General features: G+C 60.1%; 17 protein-coding genes. All 17 read left to right on the top strand.

Annotated elements, in window-relative coordinates; all coding sequences use genetic code 11:
• Positions 1-24 precede the first annotated feature (24 nt).
• The 17 genes from A0U94_RS06585 to A0U94_RS06665 all read left to right on the top strand — a co-directional run bounded on the left by A0U94_RS06585 (position 25) and on the right by A0U94_RS06665 (position 17,166).
• Positions 25-969: a hypothetical protein gene (locus A0U94_RS06585; RefSeq protein WP_077802871.1), complete on the top strand. Its 945-nt coding sequence runs from the start codon at positions 25-27 to the stop codon at positions 967-969.
• Complete coding sequence (locus tag A0U94_RS06590) at positions 966-1,454, top strand: DUF6362 family protein (RefSeq protein WP_077802872.1); 489 nt, start codon at positions 966-968, stop codon at positions 1,452-1,454. Before A0U94_RS06585 ends, A0U94_RS06590 begins: the two co-directional genes overlap by 4 nt.
• 68 nt (positions 1,455-1,522) lie before the next feature.
• Positions 1,523-1,849, top strand: a complete 327-nt coding sequence (locus A0U94_RS06595; RefSeq protein ID WP_077802873.1) for an HNH endonuclease signature motif containing protein — start codon at positions 1,523-1,525, stop codon at positions 1,847-1,849.
• Positions 1,850-2,037: 188 nt separating this feature from the next.
• Positions 2,038-2,502: a phage terminase small subunit P27 family gene (locus tag A0U94_RS06600; protein WP_077803882.1), complete on the top strand. Its 465-nt coding sequence runs from the start codon at positions 2,038-2,040 to the stop codon at positions 2,500-2,502.
• Positions 2,502-4,232, top strand: coding sequence for a terminase large subunit (locus A0U94_RS06605; RefSeq protein WP_077802874.1), 1,731 nt, complete (start codon positions 2,502-2,504; stop codon positions 4,230-4,232). The genes A0U94_RS06600 and A0U94_RS06605 overlap by 1 nt, the downstream gene beginning before the upstream one ends.
• A 2-nt stretch (positions 4,233-4,234) precedes the next feature.
• Positions 4,235-5,518, top strand: coding sequence for a phage portal protein (locus tag A0U94_RS06610; RefSeq protein ID WP_077802875.1), 1,284 nt, complete (start codon positions 4,235-4,237; stop codon positions 5,516-5,518).
• Position 5,519: 1 nt separating this feature from the next.
• Positions 5,520-6,473: a S49 family peptidase gene (locus A0U94_RS06615; RefSeq protein ID WP_077802876.1), complete on the top strand. Its 954-nt coding sequence runs from the start codon at positions 5,520-5,522 to the stop codon at positions 6,471-6,473.
• A 1-nt stretch (position 6,474) separates the two neighbouring features.
• Positions 6,475-7,818 carry a phage major capsid protein gene (locus A0U94_RS06620; RefSeq protein ID WP_077802877.1) on the top strand — a complete coding sequence of 448 codons (1,344 nt, stop codon included), beginning with the start codon at positions 6,475-6,477 and terminating at the stop codon, positions 7,816-7,818.
• Between the two features lie 3 nt (positions 7,819-7,821).
• Positions 7,822-8,082, top strand: coding sequence for a hypothetical protein (locus A0U94_RS06625; RefSeq protein ID WP_077802878.1), 261 nt, complete (start codon positions 7,822-7,824; stop codon positions 8,080-8,082).
• A gap of 40 nt (positions 8,083-8,122) precedes the next feature.
• The gene (locus A0U94_RS06630) at positions 8,123-8,797 is read left to right on the top strand and encodes a hypothetical protein (RefSeq protein ID WP_077802879.1); all 675 of its coding nucleotides are present in this window, start codon (positions 8,123-8,125) and stop codon (positions 8,795-8,797) included.
• Positions 8,797-9,123: a hypothetical protein gene (locus A0U94_RS06635; RefSeq protein ID WP_062029448.1), complete on the top strand. Its 327-nt coding sequence runs from the start codon at positions 8,797-8,799 to the stop codon at positions 9,121-9,123. The genes A0U94_RS06630 and A0U94_RS06635 overlap by 1 nt, the downstream gene beginning before the upstream one ends.
• The gene (locus A0U94_RS06640) at positions 9,120-9,542 is read left to right on the top strand and encodes a hypothetical protein (RefSeq protein ID WP_077802880.1); all 423 of its coding nucleotides are present in this window, start codon (positions 9,120-9,122) and stop codon (positions 9,540-9,542) included. Before A0U94_RS06635 ends, A0U94_RS06640 begins: the two co-directional genes overlap by 4 nt.
• A 58-nt stretch (positions 9,543-9,600) precedes the next feature.
• Entirely contained in the window at positions 9,601-10,557 is a 957-nt protein-coding gene (locus A0U94_RS06645) for a phage tail tube protein (RefSeq protein ID WP_244178105.1), read from the top strand.
• 51 nt (positions 10,558-10,608) lie between these two features.
• Positions 10,609-11,022 carry a hypothetical protein gene (locus A0U94_RS06650; RefSeq protein ID WP_062105685.1) on the top strand — a complete coding sequence of 138 codons (414 nt, stop codon included), beginning with the start codon at positions 10,609-10,611 and terminating at the stop codon, positions 11,020-11,022.
• A gap of 74 nt (positions 11,023-11,096) precedes the next feature.
• Positions 11,097-11,378, top strand: a complete 282-nt coding sequence (locus tag A0U94_RS06655) for a hypothetical protein (protein WP_077802881.1) — start codon at positions 11,097-11,099, stop codon at positions 11,376-11,378.
• Complete coding sequence (locus tag A0U94_RS06660) at positions 11,375-12,115, top strand: hypothetical protein (RefSeq protein WP_149026710.1); 741 nt, start codon at positions 11,375-11,377, stop codon at positions 12,113-12,115. Before A0U94_RS06655 ends, A0U94_RS06660 begins: the two co-directional genes overlap by 4 nt.
• 2 nt (positions 12,116-12,117) lie before the next feature.
• A complete protein-coding gene (locus tag A0U94_RS06665) occupies positions 12,118-17,166 on the top strand; it encodes a glycine zipper domain-containing protein (RefSeq protein ID WP_077802883.1) in 5,049 nt (1,682 codons plus the stop codon).
• Position 17,167 lies beyond the last annotated feature (1 nt).

Raw genomic sequence — 17,167 nt, forward strand, 5'->3', positions numbered from 1 at the left:
TTGGCAGGTCTAGGAGTATCTGACGTGAAGGTCAGCGCCAGTCACCGCACGCAGCTCGCCAGCATCGCCCTGATGCAGGTGGAGCATCTTGCCCTTAACGCCATGGAAGCCGTGATGGTGCTGTCCTGGGTGCGTCTCGTCACCTACCTGATCATGAATACGGCTGACGGCGTCCTGGACGTATCTTTCCCAGGTGCGCTGTCCGCGCTCGCTCGCACCAAGGTTTTCTGCGACGAAAACCTGATCGAAACCTATCTCGAAACCTACGCGAAAACCCAGCTGATAACCTGGGACCGCGATGCGCAGACGATTGCTCTGCCGGTGTCGCTCCAGCCATCACGCCGCGCGGTCGCGTCCCGTGAGAACGGCAAAAAGGGCGGAAGACCGCGCAAAAACGCAGCCGTAACCCCGCAGAACGATCCGCGACAGAGAACCGCCATCATGCCCATTTCAGGAGGAAAAGCCGTGCCTGCCGAAAACCCAGCCGAAACCCACCTCACGGGTACGCGCGATAAGCTTAGCTTAGCTTCTAAATCTTCTTCAGAAGATAAGCTTAAGCTAGACGGCCTGATGTCTCGCATTGGGCCAAAGGCTTTCGAGGCAGCGGGCTTCGACCCGGCCCGCGACATGCCGAACTGGGGCGTGACGCGAGTGTGGATTGCGGCTGCGCTGGCCAAGGGCATCGCAGACGATGATGCGGAGCGCCTTATCGTGGCTGTCGTGAAGGACGTTGCCGATCGGCAGCGAGCCAAGGGAAACCCGGCTTCGCACATGGGATATTTCTCCAAGGCCGTGGAAGCCGCGATTGCCAAGGGCGATATCCCGGAAGCACCGAAAAGCGCGGAAGAACGTAAGGCTGCGCGGGCTTGGGAAGCGGCGCTGAAAGACTACCGGCAGCGCGTGGCCTATGGCGAAACGGGTCTGCGTCGTCCGGAACTGTCTGACTTCCTCGTCAAGGCGGCGGCATGAAGCGCAGGCACCGGATCGATCTGGCGCATGATGTCCCCAAGCAGGTTGCGGAATGGCTCGATGAAGCCGCGCGGACGCTGGCTGCGCTGCCAGCGCATGGGCTTCGTCCGTCTGGTGCCCGAAGCTTCTGGCCCGACATGGTTCCGGACGAAGAGGATCTGCAATGGGTGCGGGAAAGCGACATTCGTCCACCTCGGCCGACGCCAGACGACGTCTCGCGGATGGACCTTGTGTTCTCCTGGCTGGCGTTCCTGGGCACGGGAAGCGAAAACCGGGAAATGCGGCTGGTGGTTCAGCTCCACATGCGCGTTCATCCGATCTCAGGAAAGCATCTGCTGTCATGGGAGAAAATCGGCCAGAAACTGCGGATATCACGCAATACGGCAAAGAGCCGGTATCTGACGGCCTGCTGCATCATCGCAGAAAAATTGCGGACCGGACAATTTCCGCTTGACCGTTTTGACCAAATTGAACACTTTCCATAGTCAAGTTCGCGAGACGTGCACCCCAACGGGTTCACGTCTTTTTTTGTGCCTGTTTTCCGGGGTTTTCCATGCCAATTCGAGCGCCAGTCTTCCGGCCCAGATGGCACAAGGGAGAAGATCAGCGGCGCAGGGAATTCGACGCAAAGCGCGGTTCAGCCCGCCAGCGCGGATACGATACGGCTTGGGAAAAGGTAAGGGCGCGTCATCTGGCCTTGCATCCGATCTGTTGTGTTCCCAGCTGCCGGACACCGACTGACAGATTGAACGTCGATCATATCGAAAGTGTGCGGGAATCGCCGGAAAGGCGTCTGGATCCGACCAATCTGCGCACCTTGTGCCAGTCGCATCATTCGGCCCGGACCAGCCGCGATCATTCCTGGAACCGGAAAACCTGAGAAAAACGTCGGTTTTCCGCCATTTTCTCGGCCTCGGGGCAATTCGGGGTAGGGGGGTCTTCAATCCCTGCCGAGGCCGAGTGCCCGGACCGCGCCATGGGCAAATTTTCACACCCGCGAAATTGAGGGAAAAAGTTACAGGATGGTTGGATGGCAGCCCTCCTGCGATTTCGCATGAGGAGGTCATCATGAAGGGCCGCAAGCCGAAACCTGCGCATCTGCGCGTCGTCTCAGGAAATGCCGGAAAGCGGGCGCTTCCGGAAGACGGGCTGCGTCTGAGGTCGGAAGTTGCGCCGCCGCCTGACTATCTCGATGAGGATGGCAAATCAGCATGGAACCGGCTTGTCCCGGTGCTGGTCGAACGTGGGATTTTTACTCTTCTGGACCATGATGCGCTTGCCCAGTATTGCGCCACCTATAGCCGCTGGCTGCGCGCTGAGCGCGCCTTGCAGGACGGTACAGGTGACACCTACGAAACGCATGGAAGGCAGGGCACCATGAAGCGTGGGCGCCCTGAGCTGGCCATCATTGCCGAAAGCATCCGTCTGATGCGGACGGTCGGATCGGAGTTTGGTTTTTCGCCCGTGGCGCGCCTGCGGCTGAAGGACGTGACGCAGGGCGATATGTTCAGTCCCTTTTCCGAGTTTGGATAATGGCCGCAGCCTATCCTCACGTTGCGCTGGCGCGCCGGTATGTGCGCGATGTGTTATCCGGCAAGATCCTTGCGTGTCAGCATGTGGTCGCAGCCTGTATCCGGCAGGAGCAGGACTTAAAGGCCGAGAAGACCAAAGGGTTCGGATACCGCTTCGATAAGGATCGGGCGGAAAGGGTCTGCCGCTTCATTTCGCTGATGCCGCATATCAAGGGGCCGAAGGCACGGGCACGGGAGTTGATCGTGCTGGAGCCGTGGCAGGCGTTTATCCTGACCACGGCTTTCGGTTGGGTGGACAAGAAGACCGGCTTTAGGCGTTTCCGGCGCGTCTATATCGAGGTCCCGCGCGGGAACGCCAAGAGCACCCTGTCCTCGGGCGTAGGACTCTACATGCTCACGGCCGATGGAGAGGCGGGGCCGGAAGTTTATTCGGCAGCGACAACCCGCGATCAGGCCAAGATCGTTTTCGGCGATGCCCAGAAAATGATCGGCAAGCGCCCTGACATGGCTCGTAAGTTTGGTCTGGACTGTCAGGTCGCAGGCATCATCTGTGCGGCCAATGATGGGCAGTTCACGGCACTGTCGCGTGACGGCAAGACGCAGGACGGCCTGAATATTCATTTCGCCTGCCTTGACGAGGTTCATGCCCACAAGACCCGTGAAGTCTATGATGTGGTCGAAACGGGCGCAGGCAAGCGTGACCAGTCCATGATCTGGTCTATTACAACGGCAGGCTCCAACAGATCGGGGATCTGCTACGAGCTGCGCAGCTACATGGTCCGGGTGCTCAATATGGCGCTTGGCCGCTGGAAGGACTGTCCGTATGCCCTCAAGGGCGACACGGCCGAGGACGACCAGCTTTTCGGGCTGATCTACACGCTCGATGACGGAGATGACTGGACGGATCCAGAGATCTGGAAGAAAGCCAATCCGAACTGGGGCGTGTCCGTCATGCCCGATTATGTGGCGGGTCTGGCGAACAAGGCCATGCAGCTGGCCAGTGCCCAGAACAATTTCAAGACAAAGCATCTGGATCTCTGGGTAAACGCCAATCAGGCCTGGATGGATATGCTCGCCTGGGGCAGATGCGCAGATCACAGCCTGCGCATCGAGGACTTTGCCGATCAGGAATGCGTCATGGCTCTCGATCTTGCGAGCAAGGTTGACCTTGCCGTGCGGATCCGCCTGTTCCAGCGAAAGATCGATGGCGAGACACATTATTACGTCTTTGCGCATTTCTATCTGCCGCAGCGGCAGGTCGATGAATCAGGGAATGCGCAATACCAGGGTTGGGTGATCGAAGGGCGCATTACGGCGACGGCCGGCGACGTTATCGATTTCGATAATATCGAGGCAGATATTCAAAGCGATGTCAGCGTCTTCGATGTGCGTGCTGTGGCCTATGATCCATGGCAGGCGACCCAGTTATCCCAGCGTATGACTGAACGAGATGTGCCGATGCAGGAGTATCGGCAGACGGTGCAGAACTTTTCAGAGCCGATGAAGGAGCTGGAGGCGTTGGTCCTGTCAGGGCGACTGCATCATGACGGCGATCCTGTCCTAGCGTGGTGCATGTCCAACGTCGTCTGCCACACGGACGCGAAGGATAATGTCTATCCGCGCAAGGAGCGGGTGGAAAACAAGATCGATGGTGCTGTTGCTCTGATCATGGCGATTGGGATGGCTACGGTGCCGTCTGACTTCGAAGAATTTGTCTATGAAGGGATGTAAAAATGGGTCTCCTGGACTTCCTGCGTGGGTCTGGTGTGTCAACGCCGGTCCATGCGCGCCAGGAGCCTCGGCTTTCGGCTGAAAGCGGCATTTCCAGCCCGGATAATGCGTTTCAGTCGGGCGGTCCGTGGATTTCGTTTCCGATGGGTGGTCCATCTAAATCAGGCATCATGGTCAATGAGCGAACGACCATGTCTCTGCCGGCCGTCATGCAGGCGCTGCGGATCCTGACGGGCGTTTTCGCCATGGTGCCGATGTATTACTGCCGGAAGGATGGAACCGGTACGCATCGCCTGGAGGGTGATCCGCTCTATTCTCTGATGAATGAACGGCCGAACGAGGCCCAAAGTTATTATGATTTCCGGGAAATCCTTCTCGGTGATGTCCTGATGACCGGCAATTTTTACGCCTACGTCTCTCGGGACGCCCTCATGAGGCCGTCCGTTCTGACGAGGCTGGATCCGTTTGGATGTCAGCCCCTCCAGACTTTTGACCGGGTTTCTGGTCAGCAGATGTTTTATGACGCCACCCTGCCGGACGGCTCCAGCGGCCGGTTCCCGGCACGCGACATCTGGCATGTCAGGGGCATGGGGCGAAACGGGTTGCAGGGGCTAAATCCGATTGCCTTCATGAAAGAGGCCTTCGGGGAAAATCTGGCGACAGCGTCTTTCGTCCAGAATTACTGGCGGAATAATGCCCAGCCACCGACGATCCTGTCGACGGACAAGCCCGTGAAGCCTGACGAACGGCAGGCGATCAAGGATGACTGGAAATCGCGCTTCTCTGGCGTGGAAAATGCCGGTGAAACTGCGGTTCTGAGTAACGGCCTCAAACCGATTTACATGCCGGTCAATAACAAGGACGGGCAGCTTGTCGAAACCAGAACCATGCAGGTTCTGGACGTTGCCCGTGCCTGGGGCGTTCCGCCGCATCTGCTGTTCGAGCTGTCCAAGGCGACGTTCGGCAATATCGAACAACAGTCCCTTGAATTCGTAATCTACCACTTGGGACCGCATTTCAGCCGGGTGGCAGCCAGCGCAGCCCATGCCTTTGCGGCAAGCGGCTGCGCGTTCGTCCATGACCCGTCCGACCTGGTGAAGGGTGGTTTCCTCGACCGTGCCCAGGGCATCGCCGCGCTGCGCAATGGCGGCGTCATGAGCACGGATGAGGGCCGGGCCGAATTCGGTCTTAACCCGGTCGGCGGCGATGCCGGCGGCGAGATCTGGCGTCCGATCAATATGGGCATCAGCGGACAGCCAAGCCCGGATCCTGCAACAGGAAGCTGACATGACAAGACACTATGCGCTGGATGCCATCAGGGCGATGCCCTGGGCCATCCAGCCGGAATGGCTGGCCGCGATCGAGGCGGTGGCAGAGCGGACAATGCTGTCTCCTGACCTGGAGAAGCTGCGGGAAAACGGCAATGCCGCCCGATATCAGGGTGTGATGGCTGCGATCTCAGGCGGTGGTTCGCCTTTGCAGGGCGCAAAGACCGCGACAGTCAGCAACGGAGTGGCCATGATCCCCGTCATGGGGCCGATCATGCCCTATGCTAACCTGATGGCGGATATCTGTGGGTTTACCACGCTGGAAACCCTGGCATCCGACCTTCAGGTGGCGGCGTCCAGTCCGGCTGTCAGTCAGATCCTTCTGGTGATGGACAGCCCAGGCGGTGCGACCGTGCAACTGAGCGACGTGGCGGGGCAGATCGCGGCCCTGGAAAAGCCCGTGACGGTATTTGTCACCGGAACCGCTGCGTCGGCCGCTTACTGGCTCGCCAGTCAGGCTGATGAAATCATCATGGACAATCTGGCCGTTGCAGGTTCGATCGGCATTGTGTGCTCGACCTCAACGCAGGTTGGGCCGGATGCCAACGGCCGCCAGAGCGTCGATATCGTCAGTTCCAACGCGCCAAACAAGCGCCTGGACCCGTCTTCGGACGACGGGCAGGCGCAGATCCGCGCTGTTCTGGACGATATGGAGGCTGTTTTCATGGCTGATGTCGCGCGTGGCCGCAAAACCACGGTTGCGAACGTCCAGAAGAATTTCGGTCAGGGCGGCATGAAATCGGCGAAAAGTGCCGTTTCAGCCGGCATGGCCGATGGAACCGGAACGCTGAGCGGGACAGTTTCCCGTCTCGGCGCCGGTAAAACCCCGAAAATCACAGGAAAACCGGCTCCAAGAAGGACTGCTGCCATGCAGGATCTGGATATGCGCCGGCTTCGAGCACAGGAAGGCTAAAATGGCTGATCGCATTACGACCCTCCGCGCCCGCCAGGGTGAAGTCCATACGGAGATGGAAACTGTCGTCAACACGGCCGCCACGGATGGCGACCGCGAGATGACGGCCGAAGAAGCTGCCCGATATGACGCGCTGAGAGCCGAAGATGACCGACTGACGGCAAATATCGCCCGTGAAGTCGATCTGGAGCATCGTCGCGCAGCTGCTGCGCGCCCGATTGCCACGCTGCCGGCTGGTCAGAGCGGATCCGGTGCAACGGTGCCCGCGCAGGCGGCGGAAAAGCTTGAACCGGGCATGAAGTTCTCGCGCTTTGCCCAGGCGGTGGCTGCGACGCGAGGGCAGGGAGGTATGCGGGCAGTCGCGGACTTCTCGGAAAAGACCTGGGGTTCGGCCTTTGCGATTGAGGCTGCCGATAACATGCAGGAATCGGTCGATGTGCAGGGTGGCTTTCTGGTTAATCAGGATTATTCCACCGATCTGATCGACGCACTTCGTCCGGCGGTTGCGGTCCGTCGCATGGGCGCTGTTTCCGTTCCGATGCCGCGTGGAAACCTGTCGACCCGCAAGCAGACTTCGACGTCCAATGCGAGCTGGGGCGGTGAGCGTGCAGCGATCCCCACCAGTGCTCCTGGCGTCGGCATGGTCAAGATGTCTGCCAAGAAGCTGTTTGCTCTTGTGCCGATTTCAAATGATCTTCTGCGATACAATTCGATTCAGACGGATACGCTGGTCAGAAATGACATGGTCCGTGAGGTAGGGATCGCTGAGGATCAGCAGTTCATTCGGGGGCAGGGGTCTAGCGTCGCGCCGGCTGGGCTTCGTTATCTCGCCGCTGCCGCCAATGTCATCGCGGCAAACCCGACCAATGTCGTGCAGAACGTTCGCAATGACCTCGCTGCCATGCGCCTGGGACTTTCGCGAAGCAATGTTCCGATGGCAAACTGCGGTTACATCATTAACCCGACGGTTGCGGAGTTCCTGGAGCAGCTGCTGACGGCGACTGGCGCTCTGGCTTTCCCTGAAATTTCAGAAGGCAGAATTGGTCGCTATCCATTCACGACGACGACGTCTGTTCCGGACAATCTGGGGACGAATGGAAATCAGTCTGAACTGTATTTCGCTGATTTCTCCCAGATCCTGATTGGCGATGCCTTGCAGACGACCCTCGCTGTCAGCACGGAGGCCTCTTATGTCGACAATGAGGGGGTGACGCGCTCAGCCTTCCAGAATGATGAGACACTGGTGCGCGTGATTGAGGCGGTCGATCTCAATACCCGCTATGACGCAGCCATCTCCGTTCTTACGGGTGCGGCCTGGTTTCCCGGCTCAGTTGCAGGACAGTAATCCATGAAGCGAATCACTTTCACGGGCCGGTGCAGCGGTATCGGCTCGGTTTACAATCCTGGGGATATCGCGGTTTTTCCGGATAGCGTCGCGGATGCGATTGTCGCAGCAAAGAAGGGAACGGCTGAGGCTATGCCGGTCAAGACCCTGGCCAAAGCGGGATCATCCCCAGGGGCAGCTGGCGATGGCGATGGCGATGGCGATGGCGGAGACCTTCTTTCGGGCACTGACCCGAGCAAAGCATCAGAAAACGGCAAATCCTGACGGTCTCCTAGCGGAGGCCGTTTTTGTTTGGAGGTGAAATATGCCTGTTGTCGTCACGACACCAGCAGAAACCACCAACCTTGTGTCTCTGGAGAGTGCGTTGGCATATCTCCAGATCACAAATATGGCTCAGATGCAGGGTCTGGATGCTCTGATCTCCAGTGCCTCAGCTGCCTGCGTGTCCTATCTCCAGCGACCATTGGCTTTGCAGGAATATCGGGAACGCATTCGCGTGCGGGGCAGGGTGACGGCAATAAACCTGTCGATCGGTCCGATTGCGGCCATTCGATCCATAAGCGTGGGCGGTCGCAAGGTTGTGGCGCTGGATGAGCTATCAGTCGACAGGCTGAATGCCCGGATCGAGGATATTCTTCCGGTGCCCGCAGGGTGCGGCTTCCCGCATCATGTGTGGGATGTTGAAGTCAGCTATGTGGCGGGATTTCTTCTTCCGGAAATGGATGATCCGGAAAAGAATGATGCAGATCTGCTGCCGATGGCAGTAACGCCGCTTCCCGACGACATCGCGGGCGGATGCCTGGGCACGATCCAGCTACTGCGATGCGGGCAGGGGCGTGATCCGCTTCTGAAGACGGAAAGTGTCCAGGGTGTTGGATCCACGACCTGGCAGACCATGGATCCATCTGTCGGGGCTCTTTCTCCTGATGCCGTGGCCGCGCTCGATCGTCTCTCCCTGGCAGCGGACTGGATGGCCTGATGGGACAGATTACTGAAAGCCGGCGTCGGCAGATCCGGCATAAAGGGCGCATGATGACTCTGTCGCGATCCGACAAGTCCGATCCGGTCTCTCTGATTGCCTATTCTGCTCCGCCCGCCACGGCCGCGCTGGAGGCGGGGGTTTCCGTCATGCCTTTCGTGGCAGAAACCCTGAATGATGAGCTGTCGGCCGCAGCCTATGGACAGCCCCGCAACATGGACATCCTGACGGATGGTGGCCGCCGATACATGCTGACGGACGCCACGGCTGTTTATGACGGCAGTGAGATCTGCGGCTGGAAACTCTTTGCAGCAGGTGGAACATGACCTCTCCCGTCGTCTGGCAGGATGCCTTTGACCGGGCCACGGCAGCAGCCGTGCCGCTAGGTCTGAAGGTCAAGGATATTCTTGCCCAGGACCTCGATCCTGGCACTGATCCGTGGGTTTATTTCGAGACCGCCAGTGCAGCCTCGGGGCGTCTGGGTGTCGGGGAAATCATCAATGAAGAGACAGGCCAAATTTGGCTACATCTGATGGTGCAGCGCGGAACAGGCGCGATTGATGCGGTTCAGAAGCGCAAGATCCTCTCCGTCGCCTTTCGGGTTCCTGTCGAATATTTGCCAAAGGGACTATATTACGACGATCAGGGCTTCGACCCGCCTGCCCAGGGCGAAACGGGCAACTGGATCCGCTTTTCCCTGATGGTGGATTATCGTTACCAGGACATTGTCCTGCCAGCGTCCTGATCCTTCCTGAAATTCCTGACACAGCCACCTTCGGGTGGCTTTTTTTATGAGGTGAAACATGGCCTTTACCGGTGCCACGGCAGGCTATCAGGCCGCCGCGCAGGCGAACGATACTGCCATTTCCTATGCCATGGAGCCGACTTACGGCGTCCCGGCCACGGGAAACTACCAGCGTACCCGCTTTACGGGTGAGAACTTCAAGCCGAGCCAGACGACCCAGCGTCCGGACGAGATCAATGCCGACATCGAAGCCGCACAGGCCGTCCTGACGCAGACTTCCGTGGCCGGCACACTGTCGGGCGCGCTGTCTTATGGCACCTACGACGACATGCTGGCGGCCGTGCTCGGCGCGGACTGGGCGAACAATGTCGTGCAGAATGGCCCTGTCGTGAAGACCTGGACCATCATCGAAAAGATGAACGGCAAATGGGTGGTGCGTCCGGGCAGCTACTGCACGCGCGCGCAGCTGACCTTTGCCCAGGGTGGATTTGCGACGGCTGACTTCGATTTCTCCTGCAAGCAGCAGACGCTTGCGGATGCTGATCCGGCCACGACTTACACCGATGCACCATCCGGCCGCGTGTTCAATACGGTCGATAACTTCGTCGGCATGACCGTGAACGGGCAGGCTCCGGATGGCTGCGTCAAGCAGATCCAGATCACGCTCGATCGTGATGGCTCGGGTTCGGATTACGGCATGGGCCATGCCGACGCCTGCGGCATCCGTGTCGGTCAGCTGCTGGCTTCGGGTTCGGCGCAGATCTTCTTCAAGACCTGGGACATGTATCAGGTCTGGGCGAGTGGCACGCAGGGGCCGATCGTCACCACGGTCAAGGATGCGGACGGCAACAGCTACATCCTGACTTTCCTGAACGCAGCGCTGCGCAATCCGGTCATCAATGCCGGCAGCAAGAACACCTCGATCGTCGCCACCTTCGACATCGAGGGCAATCCGCAGGCCGGTGGTGGCACCTTCAAGATCCAGCGCATCCCGGCAGCCGCTCCGGGCGGCTGATCCCCGGATTTCTGCGCTTTTTATCCCTCATTTCAGACTGGAAAAATGAACATGCCGAAACTTTCAGACCTCAAGATCGACAGCGCCTCCATCAACGACGGCGTCTGGGTCGATATCGAACAGTTCCCCGGCCTGCGGATCCGCACGCGTGGCTACACTGACGCCTTTGTCGACGCGCAGAACCGGCGTCTGGCTGTGGCTGCGGAGAAGTTCCGCAATGATCCGTCCCGCATTCCAAACGCTGTGCGTCGCGCGATCAACGCGGGCCTGCTGGCTGACTTCCTGATCCTCGACGTCGACGGTCTGTATGCGGACGATGCCGAAACCCAGAAGGTCTCGGTGGAAGACTTCGGGAAGCTGATTGCCGAGCCCGAGTATGCGCGCCTGATGCGCTGCTGCTGGGAGGCTGCCAGCCTCGTCGCCAATGGCGCGGTTGAGCAGGCCGAGGCCGCTTCGGGAAACTGACGCGGGCGCTGGCATGGTGGCTGGAATGGGGAGAATACCCCGAATTCTGGGATGACCTGGAGGGGGAAGATGCCGTGCGTGTCGATCCGGATCCGCAGTGGCTCTGGATCTGGCGCGCCTGGCACCGTCTTTCTTCAGAACGCCATGAAGCGCCCCATGGCATCATGATGCCGATGGGTGGCGGTCTGATCAGTGGCCGCCCCCGACAGATCCCCTGGTCATCCGTGCGGCTCTGGGCCGAACACCATGGCATGTCCATGCAGGAAATGGCCCTGCTCGATCGCTGTATCGTTCTGATGGACGAAGTTTTCATTCGCCGATGGGTCGAAAAACAGGAGCGGCAGAGAGCATCATGAGGCGACGGTCATCTGCTCTGAAATGGTCGGAAGTGATGCATCGGCAGATTGCGATCAACACGACTGCCGCTCTTTCCAGCCCGGCCCTTCATGCCCTTGTGGCGCAGGAGAGCCGAAGCCTGCGCGATGACGCCATCCACCAGGGGCTGGCGTCGGGGGCGTATACGACCCGTGTCGATGGGCAGCTGGGGCGCCTGGAGGAAGAGGTCCGCCTCGATGGCGGGATCATCACTTATGTCTTCAGTGATCTGGCACAGGCCGCGAACTGGGCGCTGTCAGAATGCCGCAAGCGCTCACCCGTGAAGAGCGGGGCCTTCCGCAAGAGCTGGACCATCCTGGTCGACGGAAAGGAATGGACGCAGCCGGCTGCGAAGATCCCAACGGGATCGACAGTCTGGATCGTCAACACGATGCCCTATGCCCGCAAGATTGACGTTGGTGGCCAGAAAGTCCGCGTCGATCCAAAGATCGTGGAGAGCGTCCGCAGCAGTATGGGAAGCCGTTTCCCTTCTGTGAAAGCAGAGCGTGGCTTTCAGGCTCTGGAAGGCGGCCGCGATGCCCGTGGCGGGGCAGTTCCTTACATCCTGAAAAGCGCTGGCATCGCGTCGGGCCTGAGCTGGACCAAAAAGGCCGGCTGGAGCCGGAAACACAAGGCCTATGCCAGCCGTCGACCCGACCGGCAGGCCGGGCAGCAGATGCGTTATCCTACCCTTATCCTGACTGAACGGATCTCATAGCCATGGCGACCCTCACGCAGATCAACAAGATCGTCAACGATGTCAGCGTTGAGGATAACACTGCGGCGGGGGCAGAAAGCGCAGGCAAAAACCTCGATGCGCTCCAGGAGAAAAGTGACTCTGTTGCGGACTCCCTTTCCGGCATCGGGACCGCTGCCCAGGAGGCAGTGGAGGCCGTCGCGAAGACGGCGGACACGGCCTCGTCTGCTCTGGAAGATACGGCACAGTCCGGGGTCAAAAGCCTTTCCACACTCCGGCGCGCCGTCACAGGCCTTCGTCAGGAGGAAAAGGCCCTTCAGGAAGATCTCGACCGCTCCTCTGCTGCGGGCGCAGACACTACTGCCATCACGTCCAGGCTGTCCGAAGTTCAGGATACCCTGGGCAAGACCCGTGATCAGATCGCAGACCTGACGCAGCGCCAGAAAGCGGCGGCGGATGCGCAGGCCGCATGGAATGGCGAGCTGGGACAGGGCAGCGCGGCCACACTGGGCATGCGTGATGCGATGATGTCGCTGGATCAGGCCCAGAAGGGTGTGGCCGGTGGTTTACAGGGCAGCATGACGGGATCCCTGAAATCCTTCCTTCAGATGTCGGCTGCGGCTGGCGATGAAGTCGCAAGCCTGACGCTCCGGTTGCAAAAAGAGCAGGACCGGCTTGAGCAGATGCGGGTTCAGGCCGCAGATGCCGTCGCCGACGGCATGTCGCAGTCTGATGCCGATGCCGGCGTGTCCAGCCAGCAGGCAAAAGTCGACACGACTTCCCAGCGCCTGAATGATGCCAGACGTCTGCGGGATGCGCTTGATCAGGAAGCCGAGGGACACAGGAACAACAGCAATGCCGCCAAGCTGGAAAGCTACCAGCTCAACATCCTGATGGATGAAGCTCACAAGTTTCTGGACATGGTCATCTCAGGCGGCAATCCGCTTCAGGCCGCATTTTATGAAGTGCCGAACGCCGTGGGTGTCCTGGGTGGGTTTCGCAAGTCTGTCGATCTGGCAGTCAATGCCATGACGGGGCCAGCAGGGTATGTCGCGGCAGCGGCAGCTGTTGGTGCGAGTCTGTATAAAATGGGGTCCATGGCCGAGGAAGAACAGTCCCGGCTTGCCAAACTCTCGACGCAGCTCAAGGCCACGCGAGACGATGCCCAGCATATGGCTGGCGCCATCATGTCTGCCTCTGACAGCCTCAAGGCCATGCCGGGATGGGATGAAAGCTCCGCCCGTACCGCTGCGACCACAATCGGCGGAACGTATAATTTCACCGGGTCGAGCACGGATATTTCGACGCTATCCGGGATTGCGCGCGATGCCGGAGCCATCTTCGGCAGTCTGGAGGATGGCCTCAAGGCAGTGCAGAACGCCATGGTCGATCCGACAGCCGAGATCGAGGCACTGTACAAGCAGCACCTTCCTGGGGTGGATGCCGCCCTGGTCGAGCAGGTCAAAAACCTTCAGGCCAGCGGGCAACAGGGTGCGGCTTATGCGCTGGTCATCGGCAAGATCCGGGATGCATCGAAAGATGCCTATGATCAGGGCCTGACGCCGTTCCAGCGGTCTCTGGAGAACCTGGAGAAAGCGGCCTCGCCAGTCACCCATGCCATCAGTGATCTGGTGACAGGCATGGGCGGCCGCCTGCTGGAATGGCTGACAGATCTGATCAAGCTGATCCCGACCACCACCAGACCCACGACTGATGGTCTCGCCGGCAAGCAGCTTCTGGACAATTATGCCGGCGGAAATCATCACTATGGACTGGGTCAGGTCGATCCCCGCTATTCCTCCGGATACGACATCAGCACGCCGCAGGGAAACATTGATGCGGCGATCAAGATTTTCCAGGAAGCAAACGCCCGTGCGGGTGGAAACTGGGATAACACGCTCGCCTATTACAGCGGGAACAAGGTCGGAAGTTCCGGCCAGAAATCCTATAATTCCTCTGTTTATGGCTACGACATCAACACGCTGCCTTCTGACACGTCCAGCCTGATCGACACGGAAACGTCCCGCCTGGGCCTGTCCTCCCGTCTGGTCAATCTCTTCAAGGGCGTCATCGGTCATGAGAGCGGTGGTCACCAGTATGTCGATCACGCAGGCGGGGTGTCCGGATCTGCTGCGGCAGTCCAGCACGCCACATCCGCTGCGGTCATCGACAACACCCGCTCTGTCGCAGGAGGCGCGGCCGATGCAGCCGGTGGCTATTCGTCCAGCAGCTGGTCGGAGCAGCGGGTCGGGATCGAAGCCTATATCGAGGCGCAGCAGAAGCTCCAGACGACCCAGAAAGCGGGTTCCGAAGCCTGGCAGGAAACCCAGGAGCGTATCACCACGGCCAGGGTGGCGCTGGCCGACACACTGAGCCCGCAGGAGAAAATCACTCAGGGGCTGACGGACAGTCTCGATCCACTGAAAGCCCAGACGGGTTACTGGCGCAGCATGGCCGAGGTCGTGGCACAGTTCGATCAGACGACGCGCGGTACCGGAACGGACCAGCAGGCCCTGACGGCTGCCATGGCGGCCAAGCAGAGGCAGCTTGCGGCCGCCTATGATGACGGAACGGTTTCGGCCGAACGTCAGGCGCGCTCTCAGGCGGCCATTGCCGACGCTGCGGGCGGATCTGCCGTGGCTCTTCAGCATGCCACGAATTACCAGCAGGCTTACACGGAAGCCCAGAACGACTTCAGCACGACGTCGCCTGAATTTGCCGCTGCGGTGGCAAAGCGGACGGCTGCGCTCGATGCCAGCACGGCTGCCCAGATGAAGACCCAGCAGCTTCAGCAGAATGCCGGCCTGTCGGACAATCTGGATATGATCCAGGCCGAGACGGCCTCGATCGGACAGAATGCGGAGCAACGTCAGGTCAATCTGGCCGTCATGCAGGCGGAGCTGGAAAAGCACCGGCAGTATGGCGACGTTCTGCCGCAGGAAGCGCAGGATTATATTGATCTGACCGGCCGTGTCGCAGAGGCCTCGGCAGAGTATCAGCACCAGCAGGAGACCCTGCAGGAGCTGACGGGAGATATTTCGTCGATGGCGGACACGCTGTCGAGCGATGTGACCCAGGCTTTCGTCGATGCCTCGAATGGCGGCGTGACCTTCAAGTCCGTCATGCAGGGACTGGAAACCCAGATCATCTCCATGGTGGCCAAGCTGGCGCTGATCAATCCGCTGCTGAATGCGATTGACGGTCAGAGCCGGACGACACTGGGGGATATTTCTTCTGTGCTTTCCGGGGCATCGTCATCCGGTGGCTTCGGGAGCGGAAGCATCGGGAGTGATCCTTTCGGCGGAGCGGGGACCACCATTGAGAATTTCTCTTCGGGGGGAGCGTCTTCATCTGTCCTTGGCGGCTCCACGTCCTGGCTGTCATCCGGCCTCAAGACCAACCTGTTTGGCACGGCCACGGTGGGCAACCTCCTGGGCGGGATCGGCGGGGGTTTCGGGCTCGGCTCGGCCCTGTCCGGCATCGGCGGCGGGACAAAGAGCAATGGCATGATCGGCAGCGGCGTCGGGGCGGCAGCAGGCGCTGCGGCCGGGTCGTTCATTCCGGTCATCGGCACCATGCTGGGCGGTCTGATCGGCGGCGGTCTGGGCGGTCTTCTGGGCGGCCTCTTCGGGCACAAGAAAAACCCGTACACGATCGACCAGGTCATGACGACGGGAGGTTCACTGTCGCTTGGCAAGACCTGGAACCAGGCCCAGACCGATCAGATCACGGAGCAGCTCAAATCCGACATCGCATCGTTCAACAAGGTCCTGTCCACGGACGGGGTCACGATCGGCGGTGGCGATGGCGGGCTGCTGGGAACGGTCCGCGATGACAAGAACAACAAGGACAAGTCCCTTCAGTCCGTCTCGCTCACGGATCTGCTGAAACAGGCGACCTACAGCACGTCGGACGCCACGTTCCAGCAGGCCCTGCACCAGGGGCTGCCGAGCGATGCAACATCCGTCTCGGATTATGCAACGGCGATCGCCAACCTGAAGACCATGGCCGACACGGTCGACCAGCTGGGCGTTGCCGTCTCGAAGTTCAATTCTGACGGCACGGTTACGGTCGGCAGCTTCACGAAAGCCACCGGGGACCTGAAAACGGCTCTGGACACGGCGCTCGATGGCAAGTCGCTGTCGACGTCGGATCTCCAGACCCAGATCTCCACCATCACGACCTTCGTCGACACGACGATGCCAGGGCTGCTCAAGGCCACGGTCTCGGGGCAGCAGTCCTGGGTGGATCAGATGGCCGCGCTGAAACAGACCTATGAGGCAGCCGCCTCGCAGGCCAGTCAGTACGGGCTGGACGGTACCCAGCTGAATGCGAAGTACCAGTCGCTTTACGACCAGGGCTTTGCCTCCCAGCTGGACACGCTGCGACAGAGCGATCTGTCGGTTCAGGCGCGGTACCAGACGGCCACGGGCAATGATGAAGGGTCCGCGCTGACGAACTTCGACGTCAGCGCGGACCAGCAGCGCCAGCAGCTGGCGGACAACTGGAAGAACTTCCTCGGGGATGCTTACACGTCCCAGCAGGAATATATCAGCCAGTCGGCCGACCTGGAGAAGACGCTCTCGGCCGAGCGCCTGAAGATCCAGCAACAGTACAATGACCAGGCGCTGCAAAGCGCTGAAAGCGTCATGTCCAGCCTGGAGACCTATGGCGCGGGTCTGGCCACGTCGGATGCCTCTCCGCTGTCGGCCGCCGATCAGTACAAGGTCGCGAATGACAATTTCACGACCGATCTGACGGCAGCCCAGGGCGGCAGCTTCACGGCGCTTCAGGCCATGCAGGGCGACATGCAGACCCTGCTGGCCCAGAGCAAGACCTTCAACGGGTCGGGCACGGCCTATGCCCAGGATTATGCCCGCGTCATGCAGGCGCTCCAGAGCCTGGGGAGCATCGGCACGGACGATCTGACGGCTTCGGTGATGAAAGAGGCGCTGAAGACGTCCACCGACACGCTCAACACGACGCTGGCGCAGCTGGTCGATCTGGCCACCAAGCAGCTGAGTGAGACCCGCATGCAGAGCATGAAATCCACCACCGGAAAGGCAGCATGAC

Source organism: Gluconobacter albidus (assembly GCF_002005485.1).
In the GTDB taxonomy this organism is placed as follows: domain Bacteria; phylum Pseudomonadota; class Alphaproteobacteria; order Acetobacterales; family Acetobacteraceae; genus Gluconobacter; species Gluconobacter albidus.

Coding starts and splice junctions, on each gene's coding strand:
- A0U94_RS06590 (WP_077802872.1), top strand. CDS start 966: ATGAAGCGCAGGCACCGGATCGATCTGGCGCATGATGTCCCCAAGCAG.
- A0U94_RS06595 (WP_077802873.1), top strand. CDS start 1,523: ATGCCAATTCGAGCGCCAGTCTTCCGGCCCAGATGGCACAAGGGAGAA.
- A0U94_RS06600 (WP_077803882.1), top strand. CDS start 2,038: ATGAAGGGCCGCAAGCCGAAACCTGCGCATCTGCGCGTCGTCTCAGGA.
- A0U94_RS06605 (WP_077802874.1), top strand. CDS start 2,502: ATGGCCGCAGCCTATCCTCACGTTGCGCTGGCGCGCCGGTATGTGCGC.
- A0U94_RS06610 (WP_077802875.1), top strand. CDS start 4,235: ATGGGTCTCCTGGACTTCCTGCGTGGGTCTGGTGTGTCAACGCCGGTC.
- A0U94_RS06615 (WP_077802876.1), top strand. CDS start 5,520: ATGACAAGACACTATGCGCTGGATGCCATCAGGGCGATGCCCTGGGCC.
- A0U94_RS06620 (WP_077802877.1), top strand. CDS start 6,475: ATGGCTGATCGCATTACGACCCTCCGCGCCCGCCAGGGTGAAGTCCAT.
- A0U94_RS06625 (WP_077802878.1), top strand. CDS start 7,822: ATGAAGCGAATCACTTTCACGGGCCGGTGCAGCGGTATCGGCTCGGTT.
- A0U94_RS06630 (WP_077802879.1), top strand. CDS start 8,123: ATGCCTGTTGTCGTCACGACACCAGCAGAAACCACCAACCTTGTGTCT.
- A0U94_RS06635 (WP_062029448.1), top strand. CDS start 8,797: ATGGGACAGATTACTGAAAGCCGGCGTCGGCAGATCCGGCATAAAGGG.
- A0U94_RS06640 (WP_077802880.1), top strand. CDS start 9,120: ATGACCTCTCCCGTCGTCTGGCAGGATGCCTTTGACCGGGCCACGGCA.
- A0U94_RS06645 (WP_244178105.1), top strand. CDS start 9,601: ATGGCCTTTACCGGTGCCACGGCAGGCTATCAGGCCGCCGCGCAGGCG.
- A0U94_RS06650 (WP_062105685.1), top strand. CDS start 10,609: ATGCCGAAACTTTCAGACCTCAAGATCGACAGCGCCTCCATCAACGAC.
- A0U94_RS06660 (WP_149026710.1), top strand. CDS start 11,375: ATGAGGCGACGGTCATCTGCTCTGAAATGGTCGGAAGTGATGCATCGG.
- A0U94_RS06665 (WP_077802883.1), top strand. CDS start 12,118: ATGGCGACCCTCACGCAGATCAACAAGATCGTCAACGATGTCAGCGTT.